Source organism: Rhodanobacter ginsengiterrae (genome assembly GCF_050026815.1).
In the GTDB taxonomy this organism is placed as follows: Bacteria; Pseudomonadota; Gammaproteobacteria; order Xanthomonadales; family Rhodanobacteraceae; genus Rhodanobacter; species Rhodanobacter ginsengiterrae.
Genome location: NZ_JALBWO010000055.1, coordinates 226,680 through 248,116 on the forward strand (window position 1 = coordinate 226,680; position 21,437 = coordinate 248,116).

A 21,437-nucleotide genomic window follows, 5' to 3' on the forward strand; every position below is an offset into this window, starting at 1 on the left:
CACGCATGGTAACAGGCGCGGTTTCCACCGCGGCCGCGGCGCATGCCAAACTGGCCGCATGAGCCTGACCATTCACGAGCAGCCACTGCCCTACGTCGATCTGCTGCCCGAGCGCCCCGCCACGGCGGTCGAGCTGGTGGTGATCCACTGCACCGAGCTGCCGGACCTGGCCACCGCGCGCGAATACGGCGAACGCGTGCTGCATCCCGGCGGAACCGGCAACAGCGGGCATTACTACGTCGACCGCGACGGTGCGGTGTACTGCTATGTGCCCGGCACCCGCGTGTCGAACCACGTACGCGGCCACAACCCGAGCTCGATCGGCATCGAGTTGGTGAATCTGGGGCGCTTCCCGCACTGGTGGGATTCACGCCAGCAGCAGATGACCGAGCCGTATGCCGATGCCCAGATCGCCGCGTTGCGTGCCCTGCTGGCGGAACTTCGGCATGCCTTCCCGAACCTGCGGCGGATCGCCGGCCATGAGGAACTGGACACCGCACTGATGCCGGCCAGCGACGACGCCTCGCTGGAAATCCATCGCAAGCTGGATCCAGGCCCGCTGTTTCCGTGGTCCGTCGTGCTCGACGGAAGCGGACTGGAACGCAAGCCCGCGCCGTAGGCCATGTCGTCGGCCGCTATAATCGGGCGTTTCCGCCTGCCGAGCCTGATTCCATGTCACCCAACCACGTCACCGAACTGGTCGAGCTGCTGCAGCTGGAGCGACTGGAAGACAACCTGTTCCGCGGCCAGAGTCGCGACATCGGCACGCGCTTCGTGTTCGGTGGCCAGGTGCTGGGACAGGCGCTGTCGGCCGCGCAGCAAACGGTGGAGCCGGAACGCGAGGCACATTCGTTGCACGCCTACTTCCTGCGCGCCGGCGACATTCGCGCACCGATCGTCTACAGCGTCGAGCGAACCCGCGATGGCGGCAGTTTTTCCTCGCGGCGGGTGGTGGCGATCCAGCACGGTCAGCCGATCCTGAACGGCTCGATCTCGTTCCAGATTCCGGAAACCGGCGTCGAACACCAGACCAGCATGCCCGAGGTGCCGGCGCCGGAAGATATTGCGCCACAACCGCCGCTGCCGCCCGATGAACTGGCGCGACTGCCGGTGAAGCTGCAGCGCTGGCTGGGCATCGATGGTCCATTCGAATTCCGCCAGGTATGGCCGCGCGACGAGATGCATCCGGTGAAGCGCCCACCGATCCAGCACATCTGGTTCCGGTTGACCACGCCGATCGACGACTCGGCGATCCTGCACCGCGCACTGCTGGCGTATGCCTCGGACTTCCACCTGATCGGCACCGCCACCCTGCCGCATGGCATTTCCTACATGACCCACAACGTGCAGATGGCCAGCCTCGACCATGCGCTTTGGTTCCATCGCCCGTTCCGCGTCGACGAATGGCTCCTCTACACGTTCGACAGCCCCACCGCGCAGGGTGGCCGCGGACTGGCCCGCGGGCAGATCTTCACCCGCGACGGTCGACTGGTTGCGTCCACCGCACAGGAAGGGCTGATCCGCGTGCGCGGCGACTGATCGCGTAAACTCCTGCCCATGCGCCAGATCTATACCTCCCCCCGCGAGCAGAACATCGATACCGTGGTCGCCCTGATGGCCGAGCACGGCATCGAGGCCAGCGTGTCCAACCGCTCCAACTACAACCGCTCGAGCTGGCAGCGCTTCAGCTATGCGCAGCGCCAGGACGACCGCAGCAGCTGGCCGCAGGTGTGGATCACCAGCGCCGACGATTACGCCCGTGCCCGCGCACTGCTGCGCGAGATCGGCATCGAACCGGTGATTCGCTATGGCGAGGAGCTGGCCGCTGCGCGCAATCCCACTCCCCTCAACCGGCGTACGCACACCGTAGCCCGGGTGCGTCGCGTCGTGCTGCTGGTGGTGCTCGGCGTGGCGGCGTTGGCCATGCTGCGCGACCTGCACGTATTCTGAGTCGACCAGGTGCGGCGCCGCCAGCAGCGGCATAGAATCGCTCCATGCGCCGATCCGACCAAGTCCGGCTGTTCCAGACCCTGCCCCATGCGTGCGGCTATTACGCCGATCGCACGGCGCAGAACCTGGTGCTGGATCCGGCCGCGCCCCATCTGGACCAGCTCTACGGTCCGGCACTGGAACGCGGCTTTCGCCGCGCCGGTGGCCACCTGTATTACCCCCATTGCGCCAGCTGTCGCGCCTGCACGCCTTGTCGCATCGACGTGGCGAACTTTCAGCCCGATCGCGCCCAGAAGCGCTGCCTGAAGCGCAATGCCGATCTCACCATCGTCGAATGCATTCCCGGCTACAACCGCGAACGCCACGCACTCTATGAGCGCTACCTGCAGCGTCGTCATGCCGGCGGCGGCATGGATGACGCCGAAGCGAGCGATTTCCGACGCTTTCTCACCGCACCGTGGAGCCCGACGCTGTTCATGGAATTGCGCGCCGGGTCGCGCCTGCTCGCCGTCGCCGTCACCGACGTCTGCCTCAACGGCGTGTCCGCGGTCTACACGTTTTACGATCCGGACGACGCCGCGCGCAGCCTGGGCACCTTCGCCATCCTGCAGCAGGTAGCCCTGGCCCGGCGCCGAGCCATCCCGTGGCTGTACCTGGGTTTCTGGATCGATGGCCATCCGAAGATGGACTACAAGCGCCGCTTCAAACCGTTGCAGATACGCACGGCCGAGGGCTGGACCGACATGCCGCAGGGCGGGCATCGCCCGCCGCTGGTTGAGCTGAAGAAGAGTGAGTGATGAGGAGTGAGGAGTGAGAGAAAGCGGGATCGCGCAGATCCGAAGCATTCCCTCACTTCTCACTTCTCACTTCTCTTGGCTCACTTCGCTTGGCTCACTTCTCGCACTACCGGATACGGAAACAATTTCTCCAGCGGGATCGACAGGCCATCGTCACCGACCACCCGGCAATGCCCGCGATTGAGCTGGCGCGGCTCGCTGACGCCGCAGCTGTGCGCGATGATGCCGACCTCGCGCATCACGTTCTTCGCGTAATGGAACACGCGCTCGCTCTTGTCGCTGACCACCAGGCCACGCTGCAGTTTCGGATTCTGCGTGGTGATGCCGGTGGGACAGGTATTGCGGTTGCACTGCAGTGACTGGATGCAGCCCAGCGCCAGCATGAAGCCGCGCGCGGAATTGACGAAGTCCGCGCCGATCGACAAGGCCCAGGCCACGTCGTAGGCGGTGATGCACTTGCCCGAGCAGATCACCTTGACGCGTTCGCGCAGGCCCTTGACGATCAGCATGTCCAGCAGCGCCGGCAACGCCTCGTGCAGCGGCAAGCCGACGCCTTCCATCAGGGTCTGCGGCGCCGCGCCGGTGCCGCCCTCGGAGCCGTCGACGATGATGAAATCCGGCGCACTGTCGATGCCGCGCCGGCGCACTTCGTCGCACAATTCGCCGATCCATTCCACACCGCCCAGAACCGCCTTGAAGCCGACCGGCTTGCCGGTCAGCTCGCGGATATGCGCGATGCTGTCCATCAATTGCGCGACGTTGCCGATGTCGAGGTGGCGATTGGGGCTCTGCGAATCCTCGCCCACCGGAATACCGCGGATCGCGGCGATCTCGGCAGTGACCTTGGCGCCTGGCAACAGGCCACCCATGCCGGGCTTGGCGCCCTGACCCAGCTTGATGCTGACCATCTTCACCTGCGGGTGCGCGCAGATCGCCAGCAGCTTGTCGTCGTCCAGCTTGCCCTCGGGCGTGCGCACGCCGTACTTGGCCGTGCCGATCTCGAAGATGATGTCGCAGCCGCCTTCCAGGTGATACGGCGCCAACCCGCCCTCGCCGGTGTCCATCCAGATGCCGGCCTTGGCCGCGCCAAGCGACAGCGCACGCACCGCCGGTGCCGACAGCGCGCCGAAGCTCATCGCGGAGATATTGAAGAAGGCCGCGTGGCTGTAAGGCTCGCGCGCGTACGGGCCGATCGTGACCGGCACCGGCTCGACGTGATCGGTGCCCAGATCGGGAAACGGCGCGTTGACGAAGAACGGTACGCCTTCGGCACGCAGGTCGCGGCTGGAACCGAATGCATTGGTGTTGTCCGCGTTCTTGGCGGCGCGATACACCCAGGTGCGCTGGGCGCGGTTGAACGGCATTTCCTCGCGATCGCTGGAGTACAGGTACTGGCGGAAGAATTCACCCAGATGCAGGAACCAGTAGCGGAAGTGGCCGATCACCGGGAAGTTGCGCAATACCGCGTTGCCGGTCTGGTTGCGGTCGACCACCCAGGTCACCAGCACCACCATCAGCGCGAGCGCGAAAGCCAGAACGGCCAGCGCGGTGACCAGTTCCACCAACACCACCAGCCAATGTGCGAATCCGCCTGATTCCATGCCGCCTCCCCCCAGTCAGTGGTTCATGCGTGGCCGCGCGCGTGCCCGGCAGCGCGATAGCCAATGTTCCTTGAGAGCCTATCGCATCAGCTGCTCGATCGCCCCGCCATCACAATTCGATGCGCAGTTTCCCGGCCGCACGGACAGCTTTGGCCACGGCCTCGTCCAGCGTCGCCGCGCGTGCCAGCGTCACCGCCATGCGCCGCCGGCCCTTCACCGCAGGCTTGCCGAAAATGCGCAGTTGCGTATCCGCTTCGGCGAGGGCGTCGGCCACGCCGTGGTAGCGCGGCCCCGCACCGTCGCCTTCGACCAGTACCGCACAGGAGGCAGACGGTCCGTACTGGTGGATCACCGGAATCGGCAGGCCCAGAATCACCCGTGCGTGCAAGGCGAATTCGGAAAGTTCCTGGGAGATCAAGGTGACCAGGCCGGTATCGTGCGGTCGCGGACTGACCTCGGAGAAAATCACCTGGTCGCCCTTCACGAAAAACTCCACGCCGAACACGCCCCAACCACCCAGCGCGCCGGTAACCGCCGCCGCCTGCCGTTGCGCCTCGGCCAGTGCGGCCTCGCTCATCGGTTGCGGCTGCCAGGATTCGCGGTAGTCGCCGTCCTCCTGGCGATGGCCGATCGGCGCACAGAAGCTCACGCCATCCACATGCCGCACGGTGAGCAGGGTGATCTCGTAGTCGAAATCGACGAAGCCCTCGACGATCACGCGGCCCTTGCCCGCGCGCCCGCCGGACTGCGCGTAGTCCCACGCGTGCTGCAGCTCGTCGGCGCTGCGCACCACGCTCTGGCCCTTGCCGGACGAACTCATCACCGGCTTGATCACGAACGGATAGCCGATCGCCGCAGCCGCCTCGCGATACTGCGCCTCGTCGTCGCAGAAGCGATACGGCGACGTCGGCAAGGCCAATTCCTCGGCGGCCAGCTTGCGGATGCCTTCGCGATCCATCGTCAGCCACGCCGCGCGGGCGGTCGGAATCACCCGCTGGCCCTCCTGCTCCAGCGCGATCAGGGTCGCGGTGTGGATCGCCTCGATCTCCGGCACCACCAGATCGGGCCTTTCCAGTTCGATCACCGCACGCAGGGCCACGGCGTCGAGCATGTCGATCACATGGCTGCGATGAGCCACCTGCATGGCCGGCGCGTTGGCATAGCGATCCACCGCAATCACCTCCACCGCATAGCGCTGCAGTTCGATCGCCACTTCCTTGCCCAGCTCGCCGGCGCCCAGCAGCAGGACGCGCAACGCACGATCGGAATGGGGGGTGCCGAAGGGCTTCATCGGGTTCTCCGCAGCAGGCAAACCGGCATTGTATGCGGGCCTGATGCGGTCCGAACCCGGAGTTTGGCGGGAGCGCCAGCGTGTACTTGCATTAGATATCATTTTGATATCTAATTTCCGCACCTCAGGGAGACTGCTCATGAACGAACACCAAGGTTTTTCCGTTGCCGGCATCCCGTTCATCGGGTTCTGTCTGGTGCTCGCCGCCATCGGCGCGGCGCTGCTGATATCCGCCATCCATGGTCATCCGGAGGCGCCGCCGCCGTCGCAGGTATTTGCCGGCGTGATCCTGCTGGCGATCGACGGCTTCCTGCTCAAGGGCTTCTTCCAGGTCGCACCGAACGAAGGTCAGGTGCTGCAGCTGTTCGGCAAGTACGCCGGCACCGTGCGCGTCGAGGGTCTGCGCTGGACCAATCCGTTCTTCAGCCGGCAGCGCATCTCGCTGCGCGTGCGCAACTTCGAAAGCGGCAAGCTGAAGGTCAACGACAACGACGGCAATCCGATCGAGATCGGCGCGGTGGTGGTGTGGCAGGTGCTGGATACCGCCGAAGCGGTGTTCTGTGTCGACGACTACGAGAACTACGTGCACATCCAGAGCGAATCGGCGCTGCGGCAGATGGCGCAGAGCTATCCGTATGACGCCCATGACGACGGCAAGCCGTCGCTGCGCAGTCACGGTGACGTGATCAACTCGCACCTGCGTGACGAAATCCAGACCCGCCTGGGCAAGGCCGGCGTGCAGGTGGTCGAGGCACGCATCAGCCATCTCGCCTATGCCCAGGAAATCGCCCAGGCGATGCTGCAGCGGCAGCAGGCCGGCGCGATCATCGCCGCGCGCACGAAGATCGTCGAAGGTGCGGTGAGCATGGTCGAGATGGCGCTGGACCAGCTCAGCCAGCGCGGCGTGGTGCAACTGGACGAGGAACGCAAGGCGGCGATGGTCAGCAATCTGCTGGTGGTGTTGTGCGGAGAGCGCGGCACGCAACCGGTGCTCAACACCGGCACGCTGTACTGACGCGGCCCGATGGCAGCCGAGAAGAAAGCCTATCCACTGCGCATCAGCGCCGCCGTGCTGGACGCGATGCAGCGCTGGTCGGACGACGAGTTGCGCAGCGTCAACGCGCAGATCGAATACGTGCTGCGTGAAGCGCTGCGCAAGAGCGGCCGCCTGAAGCCGGGCAAGAGCGAGCCGGTGACGGACGACGACAGCTGATCGAGGCCGATTTCAGCAGGCCATCCTGCGTTCCATTTCACTGCGTTCCATTTCAAACGGCAACTTTTGCTGATTCTCACCGGAACATTCTCATGTCCAGCATTCCTTCCACATTGCCGATGCGCAGCCCGAACCTGAAACTGGCCCTGCTGTTCGGCCTCGCCGGAGTGTTGACCACACTGGCGCTGTGGCCCTATCTGCTGGTGCTGATGCCGCAAAAACTGGCCGCCTTGCCGTTGCCACTGCCGGCCCTGATCGCAGCGCAAACGGCACAGGCTGGAGTGCTGTGCTGGCTGCTGGCATGGCTGGGACTGTATCTGGGTGCGCCGTACGGCCTCGATGCGCCGTGGCTGCGTGCATGGATCTACCGGCGTCCGCGCGATCCGTCACGGCACGCGCGCTGGTGGCTGGCGGTCGTGCTCGGTGTCCTGGTTGCGCTGGTGGTCACCGGGGTGTGGCTGCTTGGTCCGCGGGAGCCGGCTGCTGCCACCACCGCAACGGGTTGGGCATGGCGGGGATTGCTGGCGTCGTTCTATGGCGGCATCGTGGAAGAGGTGGAATTCCGCCTGTTTCTGGTCGCTGCGCTGGTGTGGCTGCTGGCTCGATGCAACCGGCGTGTGGCACGGCCGTGGATGTTTGTGTTCGCCATCGTGCTGGCCGCGCTGCTGTTCGGCGCCGGCCACCTGCCCGCCGCTTTTGCCAGCGGCATGACCCAGGCGCCGCTGCTGATCGCCCGCATCGTCCTGCTCAACGCGGCGGTCGCCGGCGTGTTCGGCTGGCTGTTCTGGAAGTACGGATTCGAACACGCGATGCTGGCCCACTTCTGCGCCGATCTGGTGCTGCACGTGGCGGTGCCGCTGGCGGGTTTCTAGCCGGCGTCGAGCGCCAGCGCCTTCAGCTCCGGCAATTTGAGCAGGCGCACCTTCGGATGCCTGGCGCCCATCACGAACAGCCACGATCCCTGCTGCACGATCGACTCGATTTCCGGCAGCCCGTCGGCTGCACCCAAGCGCTTCAATGGGCGACCGTCGTTGGCGTCGTAGACCACCAGTTCGCGGGTTGCCGGATCGACCACCAGCAGCCAGTCGTGCGCCGCGTCCTGCCAATGCACCAGCGGATTGACCGGATCGACTGCCGCCAAGTTGTCGCTGGACGACAACCACGACCACGCCAGCCCCAGCGACAGCACCATCAGCAAGGCCAAGCCGGGCCCGCGCAGACGTTGCAGGAAACCGTCCGTCGAGCCGACCGTGCGCGCGTGACGAGGAAGGGCAATCTGGATGCTCATGCCCACACCATGGCGGCCATGCATGACCGCTGGATGACGCCGGCAAGAACTAATCGTTACGCGTGCGCAGCGTCCACCCCAGCGCCAGCCAGCCGGCGACGAAGGCCAGCCCGCCGAACGGCGTGATCGCGCCGCACCAGCGTGGCGCACCCAAGGCGAGCGCATACAGGCTGCCGCTGAACAGGACGATGCCGATGGCAAACGCCCACCGGGCGAAGCGCCCGCTGCGTCCGCGCCCGAGGCCGACGCTCATCGCCAACGCCAGCGCATGCCACACGTGATAGTTCACCGCCGTATGCCACAACTCCGTGGCCGGGGGATCGAGCACGCCGCGCAAGGCATGGGCACCAAAGGCCCCCAGCAGCACCGCACTGGCACCAGCGATGCCAACCAGCAGCGCGCTGCGGATACTGACGGTTTGTCGCATCAGGCGTGTATTCCCCGGCTGGCGAACCCGGCCAACTGGCCAGTGTCGTATCCTTGAACGGTTATCGACGCAAGGATTCTCGCATGAAGTGCCCGCGCCCACCGCGCCTGTTGTTGCTGCTTGGCCTGTTGCTTGGCACCGGCGTACTGCTGGCCGGCTGCCATCGCAGCGAGCCGTTGCCGTTCCGACTGACCAACATCAGCGGCCACATGCCCGACCTGGATTTCAAGCTGACCGATGACAATGGCAAGGCCGTCACCGGCGCGGATTACCGCGGCAAGGTGGTGCTGCTGTACTTCGGTTACACGCACTGCCCCGATGTCTGTCCGCTGACCCTGGCGCAGTTGCACGTGGTGATGCAGCGGCTGGGGCCGCTGGCGGACGATGCACGGATCCTGTTCGTCAGCGTCGATCCGGCACGCGATACACCTGCGGTGATGCATGCCTATGTCGGCGCCTTCGACAAGCACGCGGTCGGCCTGGTCGGCGACGCACACCGTGTCGAGGCACTGAGCAAGCGCTATCGCTCGGCGTTCACCCGCGAGCCGGGCGACGCCGACGGCAATTACGAAGTGAGCCACAGCTCCGCCATCTACGTGTTCGATCGCGACGGCCGCGCGCGCGTGCTGGCCACGCCCTCCGCCTCGCGCGACGACCTCGTCCACGACCTGCATCTGCTGCTGAGCACGGAGACCCATTGATGAAATTTTCCACCTTGTCGCTGTTGCTGGCCAGCTTGCTGCTGGCCGGTGGCGCCCATGCCGCCGACGCCGACCACATCCGTGCCAGCCATGCCTGGATCCGCGTGCTGCCCGGCGCCCTGCCCGCCGGCGCCTATGTCACGCTGGAGAATGACAGCGCGACGCCGATCGCCTTGCGCGGTGCCAGCAGCACGATCTACGCCGAAGTGATGCTGCACTTGAGCTCGACCGCCGGTGGCGTCAGTCGCATGAGCATGGTCGACTCGCTGCAGATCCCGGCACGCGGCAAGGCGGCGCTGGCGCCGGCCGGTTATCACCTGATGCTGATGCAGCCGAATGCACCAGTAAAACCCGGCGACACGGTCAAGCTGAGCTTGAGGTTCGCCGACGGCAGCACGCTGGTCACCGATTTCATCGCACGACCGGCCAATGCACTGGACGCCGGTGACGACCACGCCATGCCGGGCATGGATCACCGGGCGATGCCGCACGCGCACTGAAGGCCGGGCAAGCTCAGTCGGGAATCGCCACCCTGCTGGCGACGGAGCCGCGCGGTGCGGTTCTGCGCGGCGGCTTGCGCGGCAATCGGCCATTGCGCGACAGCCGCAGCCACAGGCGCAACGCCATCAGGCCGCCAATCGATTCCACCAGCGCCGACGGTACCCAGATGATCACGCCACCGATCAGCTGACCGGTCAGCACGTTGAAGGTGAACGCCCGCCCGCAGATTTCGAAGATCGGGTAGAGGTCGGTCTTGGAGAAGGTGACGATCGCACCGGCCAGGATCTGCGGCGTCATGGTGATCGCCGGCGACAGCACGCGCAGACCCGCGGTCATCCGGCCCGGCGGATGCGGACGGTGATCAAGCACCAGTGACCAGTAGGCGAAACCGCTGACCAGCATGCTCCAGTTCATGAAGCGATAGATGCGCCAGTCCAGCATCGCCAGCGTCTGCATCGACGGAATCAGCCAGACCAAGATGAAGGCGATGAACAGCAGCGTGGCCACGGTCGGGTTCCACAGCACGCCAAAGACCAGCCGCCACGGCCAGGAGCGCTGCAATGGACGCAGCAGCCGCACCCGCCAGGCCAGTGGCAGGCCGGCACGCAGCACCGACGCGGGATAGGCCGCGACGATCAGCAGCGGAGCGATGTGATGCAACAGCAATTGCTGCAGCCGGTGCATGAAGAACTCATGCTCGGCGTAGTAATCAAGATACGTGTGCAGTGACAGATAGATGATCGCCATGCCGGACCAGAATGCCAGCTTGCTGGCGAACCGCACAGGCCGCCGGCGACAACCGCGCAGGTACATCACGCCGGTTACCACGAAGCACGTGAGCAGCACCCACGAAAACTCCCACGGCACGATCCATTTCAACAAGGTTGCGCTCACAGCACCGACACTTCTGTCTGCACCGGCGGTGGCCGGCGACCTCCCAGCTTAACCCCGCAAGGCAATGGAGTCAGCCGCGACAGGCCCGGACGCTTGCGGCAGATTGCCGCTTTCACCGGCGACGACGGCTGTAGCGGCCCCGTCGCCAGCCGTACAGCAGACCGAACAGCACCACCAGCCCGGGAATCGCCACGATATTGACGACCTTCACGCGCAGCCCGAGCGCGTCGATCTCCGCATTGAGCTGGTGCTGCACATCGCGCAGCTCCTTGTTGATCGCGAGCTGGCGCTGGCGGAACTGCTCGATCTCGCGCCGCTGTTCGGCGGTGGCGGTGCTGCCATGGCTGCCCTTGGCCGGCTGCAGCTCGTCCAGCCGGCGGCGGGTGTCGGCCAGTTCCTGCTCCAGCTCCTGCTCCTTCTGCAGGAATTTCTGATCAGCCACGTTGCGCAGCGCCTGCACCCGCGTGAACGGTCGCTGCGAGGTGGAACGGCCACGGATCGACAACAACGCCGAGGAGCCGCTGAGGTTGTCCACCAGGTTGGTCACCAGGTCGCCGTTGTTGGCGAAGATCCGCATCATGGTCTGGCCAAGCATCGTTTGTGGCTCGACCCACAGGCGATCGCTGAGCAAGTCGGTATCGGCCACCAGAATCACTTCGGCATTGGCGGCCGAGTGCGCACGATGCCCCGCGACCCCGGCACGCTCCGGAAACGCGCTGTCGAAGGTGCCGTGCAGGCGCGCCGCCAGCACGTAATGGGCATTGTCGGGGGTGTAGTTCTGCAGCAGCGAGGTGGGGTCGCTGCTTGCGTCCAGCACCCGTTGGGTCGGTACCACCTCGGCCTCGGCACTGCTCTGCAGCAGTGGAATCAGTCGCGTATGCGCATCTGCCGCCAGGTCGAAGTAACCCACGGTGGAGACGTTGATGCGTTGCAGGCTGGCGGTCACCGCGTCGTCCCGATTCAATTCCTGCGCGCCGAGATCCAGCATCGCCGGATGATTGAGGCTGCTGCCCGCCAGCTCGATCTGCAGCGCGCGGGCGCGATCGAGCACCACCTTGTGCGGGTCGTAAACCACGCCCCAGGCCTTGAACAGCCGCGGCAGGTCCGACGCGTGATCGGGGAAGGTGATGCTGTCCGGCTCGTACGGCGAGGTGTCCAGCTCGGCATCGGGGTCGACGAACACCACCAGATGCCCGCCACCCAGCACGTACTGGTCGATCGCATACTGCGCGTCGGGCGTCAGTCGCTTCGGATGGATCAGCAGCAGCACCTTGATGCTGTCGTCGACCTTCTGCAACGACGCAGCGTCGATCGTCTTCAGGTCGAACAGCTGGCCCAGTTGCTGCAACACGGTCCATGGCTGCTCGCTCAGCACCGGGTTGCCCTCCACCGGCAACGAACTGATCACGCCGACCCCGGGCTTGCTGGTCTGGTTCAGCTCGTAGACCAGCTTGGCGATGTCGTACTCGAGGAAGGCCTCGCGCGAGGGATCGAAGAATGCGATCGACAGGGTCTTCTCCGGCACCCGATCATCGTTGCTGTCGCTGTCGATGCTGCCGGACATCGCACTGCCGGCGAGGCCGAAGAACACCCGCTCGCCATTGCTGCCGCCATTGGCCGCCGTCAGGCCGCTGCCCTGCGCGCTGGCCTCGTCGTCGGAATACGGCACCGGGTCGATGGTCTGCAGGCGGATACGACCGTGCGAGCGCGCCACCATCTCCTGCAGCATCTCGCGCACGCGCTGCTCGTAACTGCGCAACTGCGGCAGGTCGCGGGTGGCGTGCTCGGAGAAGTACAGCGTCAGGCGCAACGGCCGCTGCAGGCGGTCGACGATTTGCAGGGTGCCGGGCGTCAGCGTGTACAGCTTGTCGGTGGTGAGGTCGACCCGCGAGGCATGCAGCCAGCGGCTGCTGGCCACGATCAAGGGCACGAACAGCAGCACCAGCAGCACCAGTGCGACGTACAGCATGCCGCGGCGGGTCAGGCGCAGCGGCGTGGACAGCAGACGATGGATGCGCGAGTCGGCCATGGCCTCAGCGTGTCCGCTTCAAGTCGAGCAACAGCACGCCGGCGATCAGCCAGCCGAGCGTGCTCAGCGCGAAATACAACAGATCGCGGATGTCCAGCACGCCCCGCGCGATCGCCTCGAAGTGGCGCAGCATCGACAGGTGCGCCACCGCGTTGATCAACTTGCGCGGCAATGCGCCGGAGAAGAAATCCACCACCTGCGGCTGACCGATCAGGATCAGCAGCACGCAGACCAGCGCAGTCAGGATGAACGCCACTACCTGGCTGCGGGTCAGCGCGGACAGGCACGCGCCGATGGCGACGAAACTGCCGGCCATCAGCCAGCTGCCCAGATAACCGGCCAGGATGATGCCGTTGTCGGGCGAGCCCAGGTAATTGACGGTGATCCAGATCGGGAAGGTCAGCGCCAGCGCCAGTCCGATGAACAGCCACGCGGCCAGGAACTTGCCCAGCATGGCCTGCCACAGCGTCAACGGCAGGGTCAGCAGCAATTCCAGCGTGCCGCCCTTGGCTTCCTCGGCCCACATGCGCATGGTGATCGCCGGCACCAGGATCAGGTAGAGCCAGGGATGCATCACGAAGAAGGGCTGCAGGTCGGCCTGGCCGCGCTCGTAGAAGTCGCCGGCATAGAAGGTGAGGATGCCGGTCAGCACCAGGAAGATCACCAGGAACACATACGCCACCGGCGTCACGAAATAGCTGCGCAACTCGCGCCGCAGCACCGCGTTGACCGGACTCATGCGTGGCTCCCGGCCGCGGTACCGGCGGTGGTGATCTGGCGGAACACTTCATCCAGCCGGCCACGCTCGAGCTGGATCTCCGAAACTTCCAGCCCCTGCTCGCGCAACAGCGTTTCCACCGGTTCCAGGATGCGCTCGCCAGGCTTGGGAAACACGGTGATGCGGCCATCCAGCGGATCCACCTCGATCGAGGCCACCTGCGGCAGCCGACCGAGCATCTCCTGCGACATGCCGCTGCCCGGCGCACTGAACGACACCGCGCCGTGATAACGCGAGCGCGCTTCCAGCTCGGCCGGCGTGGCATCGGCCAGCAGCTTGCCGCGGGCGATGATCACCACCCGGTTGCACAATGCATGGACTTCTTCCAGCAGATGAGTGGAGATCAGGATGGTGCGATCGCGCGCCATCACGTCGATCAGCTGGCGCACCGCGTGCTTCTGGTTGGGATCGAGGCCGTCGGTGGGTTCGTCCAGCATCAGCACCGGCGGATCATGCAGGATCGCCTGGGCCAGCCCGACTCGCCGGCGCAAGCCTTTGGACAGCGTATCGATGCACAGCTCCAGCACGTCTTCCAGCTGCAACTGCTGCACCACCGCGTCGAAGCGGCGATGTCCCGTCTCCGCCTTCAACCCGCGCATCCGCACGATGAAATGGAGGAACTCGCGCACGGTCATTTCGCCGTAACTGGGCGCACCCTCGGGCAGGTAACCCAGCGCCCGCTTCGCCTTCAGCGGCTCGCGACTGACGTCATGCCCGCATACCCGTGCGCTACCCGAGGTGGGCACCAGGAAGCCGGCGATCATGCGCATCGCGGTGGACTTGCCGGCACCGTTCGGGCCCAGCAGACCCAGCACCTGACCCGGCTCGACACGAATGCTCAGCGCATCCACGGCGGTGAGGTGGCCATAGCATCGGGTGAGCTGGTCGGTTTCGATCATGTCCGGTGATGGGCTGTGGGGGGTTGCTGCGGAAGCCCGGGAAAACCTGGCCGCGGTGCACCCTGCAATGTAACGCAAGACACGGACGTCAGGCCGGAAAGAAAAAGGCCCTTCCGCGATGGAAGGGCCTTCGTGTATCGCAGCAAGCCGCGCGCGGCGTGATTACTTGCCCGCGCTGGCTGCTTCTGCCGGTGCTGCGGCGGTGCTGGCCGGAGCCGGGGTGGATCCGGCAGCGGCCGGAGCGGCGCTGTCGTCCAGGCTCGGCGGCTGCAGGCCGGCTTCCTGCTCCGGGGTCTTCTCCGGGGCATCGGTGATCGGCAGGTAGACGTCGTACTTGGCGTAGGTGGTGATGTTGCCGCCGGCGTCCTTCACTTCCGGCGTGGCGATCACGTCGTAGGGGCGATTGACCACTTCGTCGTACTTGTAGCCATGGGTCTGCGCATAGGCCTTCAGCATTTCGCGGGTCTGCGGCACACCGGCGAAGGTGCCGTTCCACACGCCCTTGAGTGCGGCACCACCGAATGCCAGTGCGGCGCGCACGTTGCCGTCCACCACCAGGCGGCCGAAGCGGTCGCGGCTGCCCACGGCCACCGCGCTGTCGGCTGCGGCAGCGGCGCTGCTCGCCGCGGCGGGGTCGGCGGAGGTGTCCAGCGACGGCGGCGTGGCCGCGGTGAGCTGCTCGCTCTGGCCATTCACGGTCAGCGTGCTGCTGTCGATCGGGAAGGCCACGTCGAAGGTGTAGGTCTGATCGCCATAGTTGGTGGTGATCAGGATGCGCGAGCCGGTGATGTTCACACCCAGCTTCTTGGCGCTCGCCTGGACTTCGGCGGTTGCCTTGGCCACCGCGTCGTCCAGCCCTTCCAGGCCATCCTTGCGCTGGATCGAGCTCGATACCAGCAGCACCGGGGTGGGCTGGGTCTGCTCGATGTACGGAACCAGCTGGCTGTAGTCGATGTTCGGCACGCCGGCCAGCACGTTCTGCAGGTTGTTCAGGCTGAACTGGATGAAGGAGTCCGGATCGCCATGGATGTACAGGTTGGCGAAGCGGTTGATCAGGTTCCAGCCATAGGACACGTCATACGACCAGGTCACCTGGGTGAGCTGGCCGCGGTTGCCCTGACGCTCCAGATCCAGCGTGAAGTGCTTGTCCAGGCCGCGCCAGTCGTTGTCCAGGTTCCAGATGATGCTGGCAGTCTTGGTGTTGCTGTCGATCTGGTCGAAGTCCGGCGTCGCGCTGGCGATGGTCAGCCCGCCGTTGCCTAGTTTCGCGTCGGTCGAGGTCCAGCTGACCTCGGCGCCCGGGCCAAAGGCCTTGCCGGAAAAGCTGAACTTGACGTTCGGATCGAGCGAGCGCAGTACGGAGTAATCCGGCAGGCGACGGTAATTGTCGAGCACGTCATAGACCTGACGCATGTCCTTGCCGATGACCAGCTGGCGTTCCACATGACCGCTGCCGGGCATGACCACAGCCGCCAGGACACCGAGAACCGCAACGATGACCAGGGCAACAAGAAATTCAAAGACACGCATCATTCCAGAGTTCTCCGAAGCGTCTTTACGCCATACCTAAATAGTGTTGCCCCGGCCTTCCGCGCGGGCCCGCCCTTCGGTGGGGTCCGAGGGCCATGGCAGGGGGTCGGCAAACGCCGAAGCTACGGATGTTACTTGCTCACGGGCTGGAACGCCATCTGCCCGAACGTCCGGTTCGCAGGGCCGAAAACCCGGCAGTCGCGTGCACGCCGGGACACCGCATTCGCACTCCGCTTCAGGGTCAGACAATGCCCATTTCCAGCGCCTTGAGCACGGCGCGGGTGCGATCGCGCACGCCAAGCTTGGAAAGGATGTTGGAAACGTGGTTCTTCACCGTCCCTTCGGCCACCTTGAGCGAATTGGCGATCTCCTTGTTGCTGTAGCCGCCGGAGAGCAGGCGCAGGATCTCGGTTTCGCGCTCGGTCAGCGGATCGGGCTGCTCAAGGCTGGTGAAATTGTTCTGCATCCGTGACACCCCGGCCATCAGCCGCTGGGTCACCATCGGCGCCACCAGCGAACCGCCGGCAGCCACCGTGCGCACCGCCTCGACCAGTTGCTCCAGCGAGACATCCTTGAGCAGGTAGCCGCGCGCGCCGGCCTTGAGGCCCTGCAGCACCAGCTGGTCGTCGTCGAAGGTGGTCAGGATGATGGTGGGCGGCAGCTCGTTGCGCGCAGACAGCGCCTGCAACACTTCCAGCCCGCTCATGTTCGGCATGCGCAGGTCCAGCAGCACCACGTCGGGCTTGATCCGCGGAATGTCCTGCACGGCCTGCGCACCGTCGGCGCACTCGGCCACCACGCGGATATCTTCAGCCAGATCCAGCAGGGAGCGGACGCCCTGGCGAACCAGATTCTGGTCGTCGACGAGACAAACGGAAATCATCGCGGATCCTCGGGAAAACTATGGCATGACGATGGGATGCTGGCAGCTGGCGAAGCGCGACGCTGCCAACACCGACGCACTTTCGCACCCCGGCGCTGACAGCACAGATTACGACACATTGAGCGCCGGTGGCTCAAGCCGGGTCGGCGCGTGCGCCAGCGCGGCGTGTTCCCCCAGCGGCAGCCGCACGGTCAGCGCGAAGCCCTGGCTCGGCCCGCTGTCCAGGGTCAGGCTCCCACCGAACTCGGCCAGGCGCTCGCGCATCCCGGACAGACCATTGCCCGGTTCGACGTTCTCGGCGCCGCGACCGTCGTCGCGTGCATGCAGGCCGATCAGGCTTTCCCCGGCATAGGCGAAATTGAGCCAGAGATTGCGGGCACCGGCATGGCGCGCGGCGTTGGTGATGATTTCCTGCGCGCAGCGCAGCAGCACCTGGGCCCGGCGCGGGTCTTCCACGCTGAAACGCGGCGGCATCACCACGTGCACGTTGAGCCCGGGCACCCCGTCGGTCAGGCTGCGCAGCGCCTGGGTCAGGTCGATCGCATCGTCCTGGCGCAACTCGCTGACCACCTCGCGCACATCGGCCAGCAGCAGCTTGGCGGTGGTCTGTGCCTTGCGCACGTGGGCTCCGGCGGCTTCGTTGGTGAGGTGGCTGGCCACCTCCAGATTGAGGCTCAGCGCGGTCAGGTGATGGCCGATCAGATCATGCAGGTCGCGCGCGATGCGCATGCGCTCGGCGATCCGGCTGGACTCGGCCAGCAGCGCCCGGGTCGCGCGCAATTCGGAGTTGAGCCGGCGCTGCACTTCGCGCTGCTCGGCCTGCTGGCTGGCCACCGTCGAGGTGACGAACACCAGCACCGAAATACCCAGATAGATGCTGGCCTGGAGAAATCCCAGCGCGATGCTGTGGTCGTATTCGGGGAACGTGGCGAAGATCGCCACCAGGCTGAGGTGCTGCAGCACCAGCCAGAACACCGCCAGCCAGAATGGCAGCAGCCACGGCAGCACCAGCGAGGCCACCACCATCAGCATCGCCGACAGGCCGCTGTGGCTGTACCAGCCCACCGCGACCGCCGCCGCGGTCATCAGCGCCAGCCCGAGCAGCTTCAATACCGGATAACGGCGCGAACCGAGGTTGCTGGTCAGCATCCAGTACATCAGGCCGAAGATCAGGTAGCACAGCGTCCACAGCAGCAGCGAGAAATTCGGCCGCTGCAGCTGGGTCAGCCGCTCGGTGGCCCAGTTCGTGATCAGCGGCGTCCCCACCGACAGGAAGGTGAAGAAGCCCGCGTAGCGAAGCAGACGGATATGGTTGAAGAATGGCCAGCGCATGTCACGCATCATTGGCTGCGCGAGCGATTCGCGCAATGCGCGAAAAGTCATGCACCGGCGGGCCGGCCCCGGCCGCGGCCGGACGCCGCTTTACGAAGCTTTTACATGTGCCCTTGCGAGATGTAAGGGTCACCGGCGCATGTCATAATGGGCCATTAAAGCGAGGCGGCTGTGCGGCCTCGTCCCCGAATCCACCCTTGCGGAGCAACGAATGGCCCTTGCCATCCGCGACGTGCGCGAGCACGACCTGGATGCCGTACTGGCGCTCAACAACGCTGCCGGTCGCTCCATCCTCGCCCTCGACGCTGCACAGTTGCGCTATTTCCACGAGCACGCCGAGTACTTCCGCGTGGCCGAAATCGACGGCCAGTTGGCCGGTTTCCTGATTGCCCTGCGCGAAGGGGGCAATTACGAAAGCCCGAACTACCGCTGGTTCGCCGAACATTACCCGCAGTTCCTGTACATCGACCGCATCGTGATCGCGAACGCCTACCGTCGCCACGGACTGGGGCGCGTCTTCTATTGCGACGTGCACAGCTATGCCGAAGTGCGCGTGCCACTGCTGACCTGCGAGGTGTTCCTGGAACCGCGCGACGACGTGGTGGTGCTGTTCCATGGCACCTACGGTTTCCAGGAAGTCGGTCAGCAGCGCATGGGCGACCACGGTCCGCAAGTCAGCCTGCTGGCGCGCGACCTGCCCAGCTACGCCTACGTGCGTGACACCTGGCTGGAACGCGGCGGCCTGCCCGATGTGCCGTGGCTGGCCGAGCGTGACCGCCCGGACCCGATTGAATCCCATCCACGGCGACTCGCCGGGGAGCACCGCGCATGAATGCCAGCATGGATGTCGCCGACGCCTGCGACCTGCGTTTCGGCCAGGTCGGCATTGCCTGCGTGCGCGTGCGCCGCGTCGATGCCGCCGCCCTGTGCGACGAGCTGGAGCGCCGCGTGCGCGCCGCGCCGCAGATGTTTGCCCGCGCCGCCGTGGTGCTCGACCTGAGCCACCTGCTTGAGCTGCCCGATGACGGCACTGTCGACGCGTTGCTCGAAGCGGTGCGCAGCGCCGGCATGCTGCCGGTGGGACTGGCCTACGGCACCGCCGAAACCGAAGCGCTGGCCAAACGCATGGGCCTGCCACTGATCGCCAAGTTCCGCGCCGCCTACGAGCCGGCCCAGGGCGCGCCCGTCGCCGCCGAGCCGGCTCCCCGCGCCGCGCCGGCCCCGGCCGTGCAGCGCGAGCCGATCCTGTCGACCCCGGCCGCCGGCAGCGTGCTCGGCGCACAGCAGCACGTCGGCTCGGTGCGCTCGGGCCAGCAGGTCTATGCGCGCGAACGCGACCTGATCGTCACCGGCGCCGTCGCCAACGGCGCCGAGGTGATTGCCGACGGCAACATCCACATCTACGGCGGCCTGCGTGGTCGCGCCATGGCCGGTGCGCAGGGCGATGAAAAGGCGCGCATCTTCGTCTCCGACTTCCGCGCCGAGCTGGTGGCGATCGCCGGGCAATATCGGGTGTTCGAACAGATTCCTGACGACCTCGAAGGCCAGTCCGTGCAATGCTGGCTCGATGGCGAAAAGCTGATGATCGCCAAGCTGTGATCACCCACAACAAAAACAAACATGCGGAGATGGGCCCTTGACTGCTGAGATTATCGTTGTCACCTCCGGCAAAGGCGGCGTCGGCAAGACGACGACCAGCGCCTCGCTCGCCACCGGCCTGGCGATGGCCGGCAAGAAAGTCGCCGTGATCGACTTCGACGTCGGCCTGCGCAACCTCGACCTGATCATGGGTTGCGAGCGGCGCGTGGTGTACGACTTCGTCAACGTGGTGCATGGCGAGGCCACGCTGAAACAGTCGTTGATCAAGGACAAGCGCTACGAAAACCTGTTCGTGCTGGCGGCCAGCCAGACCCGCGACAAGGATGCGCTGACCCAGGAAGGCGTGGAGAAGGTGCTCGATGGCCTGTCCGAAATGGAATTTGACTACGTCGTCTGCGATTCGCCGGCGGGCATCGAGAAAGGCGCCCATCTGGCGATGTATTTCGCCGATCACGCCGTCGTCGTGGTCAACCCGGAAGTCTCCTCGGTGCGCGACTCCGACCGCATCCTCGGCCTGCTCGCCAGCAAGACCCGGCGCGCCGAAAAAGGCGAGACGCCGATCACCCAGCACCTGCTGCTGACCCGTTACAACCCGGCCCGCGTCGCCATCGGCGAAATGCTCAGCGTGAAGGACGTCGAGGAAATCCTCGGCATCCAGGTGGTGGGCGTGATCCCGGAATCGGAGAACGTGCTGACCGCCTCCAACAACGGCATCCCGGTCATCGTCGACGCCAATTCACTGGCCGGCCAGGCCTACGGCGACACGGTCGCCCGCATCCTCGGTGAGGAGCGTCCGCTGCGCTTCATCGACGTGCCCAGGAAGGGCTTTCTCCAGCGCGTGTTCGGAGGTTGATCACGATGGGTATTCTCGATTTCCTGAAGCGCAAGCCCGAAGCCACGGCCAACGTGGCGCGCGAGCGCCTGCGCATCATCGTGGCGCAGGAGCGCTCCACCCGCGGCGCGCCGGACTACCTGCCGATGATGCGCAATGAATTGCTCGAGGTGATCAAGAAATACGTCCACGTCGATCTCGATGCGATCAACATCAACTTCGAGCGCGACAGCGGCCACGAAATCCTCGAGCTCTCGGTGACCCTGCCCGACGGCAAGCTGCCCGCCAAGGGCGAAGCGCAGACCGGCTGAGCCATCCGTTGCACTCAAGCCGGGCGGCCGCAGGTCGCCCGGCTCTTTCTTCCAGGCCGAACCATCGCGCCCGCCGCGCCCACCCATGCATCCCGCCAACCACTCATCCGCCAGCGACCCGGCCAGCCGCGTGATGCGCGTGGGCCAGATCGGCTTCGCGCTGCCGGCGGCCCTGCTCGCCCGCTTCGACCTCCAGCTTGAACGCGTGGCCGACGGCGTGCCGATTCCCGGCAGCTTCTGGGGCGACGACGAGGCCGGCATCATCGGCACCACCGTCTATGCGCGTGACGACACCCCGGTGCATTCGCTGCTGCACGAGGCCGGCCACCTGATCGTGCTGCCGCCGGAGCGGCGCGCGCAGGTGCATACCGACGCCACCGATTCGATCGAGGAAGAAGACGCCACCTGCTACCTGCAGATCGTGCTGGCCGACGAACTCCCCGGGGTCGGCCGCGCGCGCCTGATGGCCGACATGGATGCGTGGGGCTATTCGTTCCGGCTCGGCTCGACCCGCGCCTGGTTCGAGCACGATGCCGACAACGCGCGCAGCTTCCTGAGCGCCCGCCAGCTGCCGCACTGAA

The 21,437-nt window shown here is 65.8% G+C and carries 25 protein-coding genes; 14 read left to right on the forward strand and 11 right to left on the reverse strand.

Annotated features, from left to right (window positions below):
- Nucleotides 1-58 precede the first annotated feature (58 nt).
- Genes ACQGNJ_RS12195 through ACQGNJ_RS12210 form a run of 4 tightly spaced genes read left to right on the forward strand, consistent with a single transcriptional unit; the run spans nucleotide 59 to nucleotide 2,747 of the window.
- A complete protein-coding gene (locus ACQGNJ_RS12195) occupies nucleotides 59-619 on the forward strand; it encodes an N-acetylmuramoyl-L-alanine amidase (RefSeq protein ID WP_426689516.1) in 561 nt (186 codons plus the stop codon).
- A gap of 53 nt (nucleotides 620-672) precedes the next feature.
- Nucleotides 673-1,539: an acyl-CoA thioesterase gene (locus ACQGNJ_RS12200; protein ID WP_426689517.1), complete on the forward strand. Its 867-nt coding sequence runs from the start codon at nucleotides 673-675 to the stop codon at nucleotides 1,537-1,539.
- Nucleotides 1,540-1,557: 18 nt separating this feature from the next.
- The gene (locus ACQGNJ_RS12205; RefSeq protein WP_426689518.1) at nucleotides 1,558-1,950 is read left to right on the forward strand and encodes a hypothetical protein; all 393 of its coding nucleotides are present in this window, start codon (nucleotides 1,558-1,560) and stop codon (nucleotides 1,948-1,950) included.
- 44 nt (nucleotides 1,951-1,994) lie between these two features.
- Nucleotides 1,995-2,747, forward strand: a complete 753-nt coding sequence (locus tag ACQGNJ_RS12210) for an arginyltransferase (protein WP_426689519.1) — start codon at nucleotides 1,995-1,997, stop codon at nucleotides 2,745-2,747.
- An 80-nt stretch (nucleotides 2,748-2,827) separates the two neighbouring features.
- Here the strand turns inward: ACQGNJ_RS12210 and ACQGNJ_RS12215 are convergent, their stop codons facing one another.
- The gene (locus ACQGNJ_RS12215; RefSeq protein WP_426689520.1) at nucleotides 2,828-4,348 is read right to left on the reverse strand and encodes an FMN-binding glutamate synthase family protein; all 1,521 of its coding nucleotides are present in this window, start codon (nucleotides 4,346-4,348) and stop codon (nucleotides 2,828-2,830) included.
- Nucleotides 4,349-4,457: 109 nt separating this feature from the next.
- Nucleotides 4,458-5,639: a formate-dependent phosphoribosylglycinamide formyltransferase gene (gene purT, locus ACQGNJ_RS12220; protein WP_426689521.1), complete on the reverse strand. Its 1,182-nt coding sequence runs from the start codon at nucleotides 5,637-5,639 to the stop codon at nucleotides 4,458-4,460.
- Between the two features lie 139 nt (nucleotides 5,640-5,778).
- On the opposite strand from purT, the gene ACQGNJ_RS12225 reads away from it, so the two are divergent.
- From ACQGNJ_RS12225 to ACQGNJ_RS12235, 3 genes are all read left to right on the forward strand, one after another.
- Nucleotides 5,779-6,654 (forward strand): SPFH domain-containing protein, encoded by an 876-nt coding sequence (locus tag ACQGNJ_RS12225; RefSeq protein ID WP_426689522.1) that lies wholly within the window; start codon nucleotides 5,779-5,781, stop codon nucleotides 6,652-6,654.
- 9 nt (nucleotides 6,655-6,663) lie between these two features.
- Nucleotides 6,664-6,852, forward strand: a complete 189-nt coding sequence (locus ACQGNJ_RS12230) for a type II toxin-antitoxin system antitoxin (protein ID WP_426689523.1) — start codon at nucleotides 6,664-6,666, stop codon at nucleotides 6,850-6,852.
- Nucleotides 6,853-6,944: 92 nt separating this feature from the next.
- Nucleotides 6,945-7,724, forward strand: coding sequence for a CPBP family intramembrane glutamic endopeptidase (locus ACQGNJ_RS12235; protein ID WP_426689524.1), 780 nt, complete (start codon nucleotides 6,945-6,947; stop codon nucleotides 7,722-7,724).
- Here the strand turns inward: ACQGNJ_RS12235 and ACQGNJ_RS12240 are convergent.
- Together ACQGNJ_RS12240 and ACQGNJ_RS12245 are read right to left on the reverse strand one after the other, a co-directional pair.
- Nucleotides 7,721-8,140 carry a hypothetical protein gene (locus tag ACQGNJ_RS12240; protein ID WP_426689525.1) on the reverse strand — a complete coding sequence of 140 codons (420 nt, stop codon included), beginning with the start codon at nucleotides 8,138-8,140 and terminating at the stop codon, nucleotides 7,721-7,723. The genes ACQGNJ_RS12235 and ACQGNJ_RS12240 overlap by 4 nt on opposite strands.
- Nucleotides 8,141-8,189: 49 nt before the next feature.
- Nucleotides 8,190-8,567 (reverse strand): DUF423 domain-containing protein, encoded by a 378-nt coding sequence (locus ACQGNJ_RS12245; RefSeq protein ID WP_426689526.1) that lies wholly within the window; start codon nucleotides 8,565-8,567, stop codon nucleotides 8,190-8,192.
- An 83-nt stretch (nucleotides 8,568-8,650) separates the two neighbouring features.
- Between ACQGNJ_RS12245 and ACQGNJ_RS12250 the strand changes: the two genes are divergently transcribed.
- Both ACQGNJ_RS12250 and ACQGNJ_RS12255 read left to right on the forward strand, forming a co-directional pair.
- The gene (locus ACQGNJ_RS12250) at nucleotides 8,651-9,268 is read left to right on the forward strand and encodes an SCO family protein (protein ID WP_426689527.1); all 618 of its coding nucleotides are present in this window, start codon (nucleotides 8,651-8,653) and stop codon (nucleotides 9,266-9,268) included.
- Complete coding sequence (locus tag ACQGNJ_RS12255) at nucleotides 9,268-9,768, forward strand: copper chaperone PCu(A)C (protein WP_426689528.1); 501 nt, start codon at nucleotides 9,268-9,270, stop codon at nucleotides 9,766-9,768. Before ACQGNJ_RS12250 ends, ACQGNJ_RS12255 begins: the two co-directional genes overlap by 1 nt.
- A gap of 13 nt (nucleotides 9,769-9,781) precedes the next feature.
- Here the strand turns inward: ACQGNJ_RS12255 and ACQGNJ_RS12260 are convergent, their stop codons facing one another.
- The 7 genes from ACQGNJ_RS12260 to ACQGNJ_RS12290 all read right to left on the reverse strand — a co-directional run bounded on the left by ACQGNJ_RS12260 (nucleotide 9,782) and on the right by ACQGNJ_RS12290 (nucleotide 18,114).
- Nucleotides 9,782-10,663, reverse strand: coding sequence for a cytochrome c oxidase assembly protein (locus ACQGNJ_RS12260; RefSeq protein WP_426689529.1), 882 nt, complete (start codon nucleotides 10,661-10,663; stop codon nucleotides 9,782-9,784).
- A gap of 112 nt (nucleotides 10,664-10,775) precedes the next feature.
- Complete coding sequence (locus ACQGNJ_RS12265; protein ID WP_426689530.1) at nucleotides 10,776-12,692, reverse strand: GldG family protein; 1,917 nt, start codon at nucleotides 12,690-12,692, stop codon at nucleotides 10,776-10,778.
- A 4-nt stretch (nucleotides 12,693-12,696) separates the two neighbouring features.
- Nucleotides 12,697-13,431, reverse strand: a complete 735-nt coding sequence (locus ACQGNJ_RS12270; RefSeq protein ID WP_426689531.1) for an ABC transporter permease subunit — start codon at nucleotides 13,429-13,431, stop codon at nucleotides 12,697-12,699.
- The gene (locus ACQGNJ_RS12275; protein WP_426689532.1) at nucleotides 13,428-14,369 is read right to left on the reverse strand and encodes an ABC transporter ATP-binding protein; all 942 of its coding nucleotides are present in this window, start codon (nucleotides 14,367-14,369) and stop codon (nucleotides 13,428-13,430) included. Before ACQGNJ_RS12275 ends, ACQGNJ_RS12270 begins: the two co-directional genes overlap by 4 nt.
- 162 nt (nucleotides 14,370-14,531) lie before the next feature.
- Entirely contained in the window at nucleotides 14,532-15,902 is a 1,371-nt protein-coding gene (locus tag ACQGNJ_RS12280; protein ID WP_426689533.1) for an SRPBCC family protein, read from the reverse strand.
- A 238-nt stretch (nucleotides 15,903-16,140) separates the two neighbouring features.
- Nucleotides 16,141-16,782, reverse strand: a complete 642-nt coding sequence (locus ACQGNJ_RS12285; RefSeq protein WP_007806385.1) for a response regulator — start codon at nucleotides 16,780-16,782, stop codon at nucleotides 16,141-16,143.
- Between the two features lie 108 nt (nucleotides 16,783-16,890).
- Nucleotides 16,891-18,114, reverse strand: coding sequence for a sensor histidine kinase (locus ACQGNJ_RS12290; protein ID WP_426689534.1), 1,224 nt, complete (start codon nucleotides 18,112-18,114; stop codon nucleotides 16,891-16,893).
- A gap of 211 nt (nucleotides 18,115-18,325) precedes the next feature.
- Between ACQGNJ_RS12290 and ACQGNJ_RS12295 the strand changes: the two genes are divergently transcribed.
- The 5 genes from ACQGNJ_RS12295 (at nucleotide 18,326) to ACQGNJ_RS12315 (ending at nucleotide 21,436) form a co-directional block, all read left to right on the forward strand.
- Entirely contained in the window at nucleotides 18,326-18,946 is a 621-nt protein-coding gene (locus tag ACQGNJ_RS12295) for a GNAT family N-acetyltransferase (protein WP_426689535.1), read from the forward strand.
- On the forward strand, nucleotides 18,943-19,713 hold the full coding sequence (minC, locus tag ACQGNJ_RS12300; RefSeq protein ID WP_133949519.1) for a septum site-determining protein MinC: 771 nt from the start codon (nucleotides 18,943-18,945) through the stop codon (nucleotides 19,711-19,713). The genes ACQGNJ_RS12295 and minC overlap by 4 nt, the downstream gene beginning before the upstream one ends.
- 37 nt (nucleotides 19,714-19,750) lie before the next feature.
- A complete protein-coding gene (minD, locus tag ACQGNJ_RS12305) occupies nucleotides 19,751-20,566 on the forward strand; it encodes a septum site-determining protein MinD (protein ID WP_426689536.1) in 816 nt (271 codons plus the stop codon).
- 5 nt (nucleotides 20,567-20,571) lie between these two features.
- Nucleotides 20,572-20,856 carry a cell division topological specificity factor MinE gene (minE, locus tag ACQGNJ_RS12310; protein WP_426689537.1) on the forward strand — a complete coding sequence of 95 codons (285 nt, stop codon included), beginning with the start codon at nucleotides 20,572-20,574 and terminating at the stop codon, nucleotides 20,854-20,856.
- Between the two features lie 133 nt (nucleotides 20,857-20,989).
- The gene (locus tag ACQGNJ_RS12315; RefSeq protein WP_426689629.1) at nucleotides 20,990-21,436 is read left to right on the forward strand and encodes a hypothetical protein; all 447 of its coding nucleotides are present in this window, start codon (nucleotides 20,990-20,992) and stop codon (nucleotides 21,434-21,436) included.
- Nucleotide 21,437 lies beyond the last annotated feature (1 nt).

What these genes read in the sequence shown, in the direction of transcription:
- ACQGNJ_RS12255 (WP_426689528.1), top strand. Translation starts at nt 9,268, where the DNA reads ATGAAATTTTCCACCTTGTCGCTGTTGCTGGCCAGCTTGCTGCTGGCC.
- ACQGNJ_RS12250 (WP_426689527.1), top strand. Translation starts at nt 8,651, where the DNA reads ATGAAGTGCCCGCGCCCACCGCGCCTGTTGTTGCTGCTTGGCCTGTTG.
- minE (WP_426689537.1), top strand. Translation starts at nt 20,572, where the DNA reads ATGGGTATTCTCGATTTCCTGAAGCGCAAGCCCGAAGCCACGGCCAAC.
- ACQGNJ_RS12205 (WP_426689518.1), top strand. Translation starts at nt 1,558, where the DNA reads ATGCGCCAGATCTATACCTCCCCCCGCGAGCAGAACATCGATACCGTG.
- ACQGNJ_RS12215 (WP_426689520.1), bottom strand. Translation starts at nt 4,348, where the DNA reads ATGGAATCAGGCGGATTCGCACATTGGCTGGTGGTGTTGGTGGAACTG.
- ACQGNJ_RS12265 (WP_426689530.1), bottom strand. Translation starts at nt 12,692, where the DNA reads ATGGCCGACTCGCGCATCCATCGTCTGCTGTCCACGCCGCTGCGCCTG.
- ACQGNJ_RS12230 (WP_426689523.1), top strand. Translation starts at nt 6,664, where the DNA reads ATGGCAGCCGAGAAGAAAGCCTATCCACTGCGCATCAGCGCCGCCGTG.
- minC (WP_133949519.1), top strand. Translation starts at nt 18,943, where the DNA reads ATGAATGCCAGCATGGATGTCGCCGACGCCTGCGACCTGCGTTTCGGC.
- ACQGNJ_RS12235 (WP_426689524.1), top strand. Translation starts at nt 6,945, where the DNA reads ATGTCCAGCATTCCTTCCACATTGCCGATGCGCAGCCCGAACCTGAAA.
- ACQGNJ_RS12200 (WP_426689517.1), top strand. Translation starts at nt 673, where the DNA reads ATGTCACCCAACCACGTCACCGAACTGGTCGAGCTGCTGCAGCTGGAG.
- ACQGNJ_RS12280 (WP_426689533.1), bottom strand. Translation starts at nt 15,902, where the DNA reads ATGATGCGTGTCTTTGAATTTCTTGTTGCCCTGGTCATCGTTGCGGTT.
- purT (WP_426689521.1), bottom strand. Translation starts at nt 5,639, where the DNA reads ATGAAGCCCTTCGGCACCCCCCATTCCGATCGTGCGTTGCGCGTCCTG.
- ACQGNJ_RS12225 (WP_426689522.1), top strand. Translation starts at nt 5,779, where the DNA reads ATGAACGAACACCAAGGTTTTTCCGTTGCCGGCATCCCGTTCATCGGG.
- ACQGNJ_RS12240 (WP_426689525.1), bottom strand. Translation starts at nt 8,140, where the DNA reads ATGAGCATCCAGATTGCCCTTCCTCGTCACGCGCGCACGGTCGGCTCG.
- ACQGNJ_RS12285 (WP_007806385.1), bottom strand. Translation starts at nt 16,782, where the DNA reads ATGATTTCCGTTTGTCTCGTCGACGACCAGAATCTGGTTCGCCAGGGC.
- ACQGNJ_RS12290 (WP_426689534.1), bottom strand. Translation starts at nt 18,114, where the DNA reads ATGCGCTGGCCATTCTTCAACCATATCCGTCTGCTTCGCTACGCGGGC.
- ACQGNJ_RS12195 (WP_426689516.1), top strand. Translation starts at nt 59, where the DNA reads ATGAGCCTGACCATTCACGAGCAGCCACTGCCCTACGTCGATCTGCTG.
- ACQGNJ_RS12295 (WP_426689535.1), top strand. Translation starts at nt 18,326, where the DNA reads ATGGCCCTTGCCATCCGCGACGTGCGCGAGCACGACCTGGATGCCGTA.
- ACQGNJ_RS12245 (WP_426689526.1), bottom strand. Translation starts at nt 8,567, where the DNA reads ATGCGACAAACCGTCAGTATCCGCAGCGCGCTGCTGGTTGGCATCGCT.
- ACQGNJ_RS12210 (WP_426689519.1), top strand. Translation starts at nt 1,995, where the DNA reads ATGCGCCGATCCGACCAAGTCCGGCTGTTCCAGACCCTGCCCCATGCG.
- ACQGNJ_RS12275 (WP_426689532.1), bottom strand. Translation starts at nt 14,369, where the DNA reads ATGATCGAAACCGACCAGCTCACCCGATGCTATGGCCACCTCACCGCC.
- ACQGNJ_RS12315 (WP_426689629.1), top strand. Translation starts at nt 20,990, where the DNA reads ATGCGCGTGGGCCAGATCGGCTTCGCGCTGCCGGCGGCCCTGCTCGCC.
- ACQGNJ_RS12270 (WP_426689531.1), bottom strand. Translation starts at nt 13,431, where the DNA reads ATGAGTCCGGTCAACGCGGTGCTGCGGCGCGAGTTGCGCAGCTATTTC.